Source organism: Actinosynnema sp. NPDC059797 (assembly GCF_042732085.1).
Classification (GTDB): Bacteria; Actinomycetota; Actinomycetes; order Mycobacteriales; family Pseudonocardiaceae; genus Actinosynnema.
Map to the genome: position 1 here is coordinate 1 of NZ_JBHWIE010000618.1, position 2,725 is coordinate 2,725.

Consider the following 2,725-nt stretch of genomic DNA (forward strand, 5'->3'; position numbering starts at 1 on the left):
CCCACGTCGTCCCCGCGTCCGGCACGGTCGCCCAGAGCTGGACGTGCACCGGCTCGACCGGCGACCGCAGGCACCGGCCGCCGTCGGGCCCGGAGTCGGCGAAGAACAGCGCGCCGCCCGCGAACCGGGCCTCCGCGTGCACCACCCGCTCCGGGTCCCCGGGCAGCGGCACGACGCCGACCACCTCGGCGTCGAAGGCCGCTCGCAGGAACTCGCCGTACTCGCGGGCGTCGTCGACCATCACGTACGGGTTCAGGGACATGCCAACCTCCACTGGTCAAGTTTGACTACATCCCATCAGAGCTAGTCAAGTTTGACTACCTCCACTCGCTGACGCCGGTTCCGCCGCCCGGAGGTATGGGAGCGTTCCCAGAACGGCTAACTTCCTCTCCTGCCCCCTCAGCGCAGAAGGAGCCAGACGTGCGGAAACGGTTGTCCACGGCGGTCCTCGCCGCCCTGCTGTCGGTCGTCGCCCTGCCGGTCGCCGCCGCCTCCGGCCCGACGGGCCACCAGCGGCTCACCACGTGCGCCAAGACCGACCTGCTGTTCTGCGAAGACTTCCAGCACGTGCCGACCGGCGCGGGCACGAGCCTGAAGTGGGGCGTGGACACCAGGAACGGCTCGCTGGAGGTCGAGCGCGACCGCCGCGGCCAGAAGGTGCTGCACGTGCGGACCGAGCGCAACGGCCGGGCGTTCCTCAAGGTCGACGGCTTCGCCGCGCCCGGCAACAGCTTCTACGGCCGGGTGCGGGTGAAGGTCGCCGCGTTCCCCACCGCACCCGACTGGGCGCACTACACGCTCATCGAGGCCACCGGCGACGGCCCGGAGGTCGTCCGCCCGCTGGGCGGCCAGTACGTGCCCACCCTGGACGAGACCCTGTGGGGCGTCGGCGCGGACGGCGGGCCGACCGGCGACTGGACCAACTGGCGCGAGTCGGCGCCCTCCGAGGCGGGCCGGTGGCAGTGCGTCGAGTGGCGGATGGACGCCGGCGACAACCGGGTCGAGCTGTGGTTCGACGGCAAGGCCAAGCCGGACCTGACCGTGTCCACCCGCGACCACGGCGGCAACCAGGTCGACTTCCTGTTCCCCCGGTTCGACACGGTCAAGATCGGCTGGCAGCTGTACCAGCCCAACGAGGGCCGCTACGACCTCTGGTTCGACGACATCGCGCTGGGCACCGAGCGGATCGGCTGCTGACCGGGCCGGTCGGCTAGTCCGGCAGCCCCGCCGCCATCGCGAGGCACAGGACGCCGCCGAGGGCGTACAGGGCGGTGGCCACCGAGGCCACCGCCGCCTGGCCCAGCCGGCCGCGCGGCCGACCGCTCTGCGGGCCGGAGGCCAGGTACTGCCACCACATCACCACGGCGGCCGGGAACAGCACGACGTGCGGGGCGAGCAGCACGAACCCCACCATGCTCCCCTTGCCCTCCGGCTCCGCGACCAGCACCGCGGCGGCGGGCGCCAGCCAGGCCGCCACCCCGGTCAGGACCGTGTGCCGCAGGTGGTCACCGTGCGGCAGCCGGGGCCCCCGGTACAACAGGGCGGTCGCGAGCCCCATCACCAGCGCCAGGACCAGCGCGCCGCCGATCCACCAGAGCGCCCACTGCCGGTCGATGGCGTCCCGCCACCACGGCGCGCTCGGGGCCCGCTCCGGCGGCACGCCCAGCGAGTCGAGCAGGACCCACGGCTCGGCCGGGCCGTACTCGGTGGCGGGCCGGCAGCCGACGGGGCGGCCGTCGTAGGTGGCCAGGCAGGGTTCGAGCACCCCCGCCCGGATGGTCAGCACCCGGCCGGCCACGTCGACCGAGCACGTGGACCCCGCGCAGGAGAAGCCGTCGACGATGGCGAACTCCGGGGTGTCCACCCGGTAGAGGACGCCGGTCTCCCTCCCGGGCGCGACCGGGGCGAGCAGGACGGCCAGCAGCAGGAGCAGGACCGGCAGGACCGGCGGCAGCAGGCGCGCCGGGCCCGCCGAGATGCGGACAGCGGTGGTCATCGGTCCACCCCCTCGCCCTGGGGATCGGCGGCGGGCCCGGCGCGTTAGCTTGCAGTCCACTGTGGACCTGCGGAGGATCGGTCGGGTGGTCCTCGACGCGCTCCGCGCCCTGCCGCCCGCCCTGGTGCTCGCCCTGGCGTTCCTGCTGCCCGCCCTGGAGGCGTCGACCATGCTCGGGGTGGTCTTCCCCGGCGAGGTGGCGCTGCTGGTCGCGGGCGCGGTGGCGCACGCGGGCGGCGTGCCGCTGTGGGCGGTGCTGGTCGCCGGCGTGGCCGGCGCGGTGCTGGGCGACCTGGCCGGCTGGTTCGTGGGCAGGCGCTGGGGGCACGCCCTGCTGCGCCGCCTGCCGGAACGGCTGGTGCGCCCGGCGGCGGTCGAGCGGGCCTCGGCGCTGATCCGCCGCCGCGGCGGCCCCGCGGTGTTCCTGGGCCGGTTCACCGCGCTGCTGCGGGCCCTGGTGCCGGGCCTGGCCGGGATGAGCGGGCTGCCGCTGCGCTCCTTCGTCCCGTGGAACGCGGCGGGCGGGCTGCTGTGGGCGGTCGCGGTGGCGCTGCTGGGTTACGGCGCGGGCGCGAGCCTCCAGGCGGTGGAGCACCGGTTGGGCCTGGCGAGCGAGGTCGTGCTCGGCCTGGTCGTGGTGGCGGTCGCGGCGACGTGGTGGCGGTCGCGGGCACGGGCACGGTGAAGCGGTCGCGGTCACGGTGACGCGGTCGCGCCGCCGGAGCCCTG

The 2,725-nt window shown here is 75.1% G+C and carries 4 protein-coding genes; 2 read left to right on the plus strand and 2 right to left on the minus strand.

Annotation, left to right across the window (positions count from 1 at the left end):
* Positions 1 to 262: VOC family protein (locus tag ACFV4N_RS42485; protein WP_499678363.1), on the minus strand; the 262-nt coding region annotated here is incomplete at its 3' end.
* A 158-nt stretch (positions 263 to 420) separates the two neighbouring features.
* Between ACFV4N_RS42485 and ACFV4N_RS42490 the strand changes: the two genes are divergently transcribed.
* The gene (locus ACFV4N_RS42490) at positions 421 to 1,197 is read left to right on the plus strand and encodes a hypothetical protein (RefSeq protein WP_499678364.1); all 777 of its coding nucleotides are present in this window, start codon (positions 421 to 423) and stop codon (positions 1,195 to 1,197) included.
* Positions 1,198 to 1,210: 13 nt separating this feature from the next.
* Here ACFV4N_RS42490 and ACFV4N_RS42495 read toward each other — a convergent pair whose 3' ends face one another.
* Complete coding sequence (locus ACFV4N_RS42495; protein WP_499678365.1) at positions 1,211 to 1,996, minus strand: hypothetical protein; 786 nt, start codon at positions 1,994 to 1,996, stop codon at positions 1,211 to 1,213.
* Positions 1,997 to 2,081: 85 nt separating this feature from the next.
* Here ACFV4N_RS42495 and ACFV4N_RS42500 point away from each other — a divergent pair, with 85 nt between their 5' ends.
* Positions 2,082 to 2,681 carry a DedA family protein gene (locus tag ACFV4N_RS42500; protein WP_499678366.1) on the plus strand — a complete coding sequence of 200 codons (600 nt, stop codon included), beginning with the start codon at positions 2,082 to 2,084 and terminating at the stop codon, positions 2,679 to 2,681.
* Positions 2,682 to 2,725: the final 44 nt, after the last annotated feature.

Excerpts from the sequence above, each read along its gene's own strand:
- ACFV4N_RS42495 (WP_499678365.1), bottom strand. The coding sequence starts at position 1,996 with ATGACCACCGCTGTCCGCATCTCGGCGGGCCCGGCGCGCCTGCTGCCG.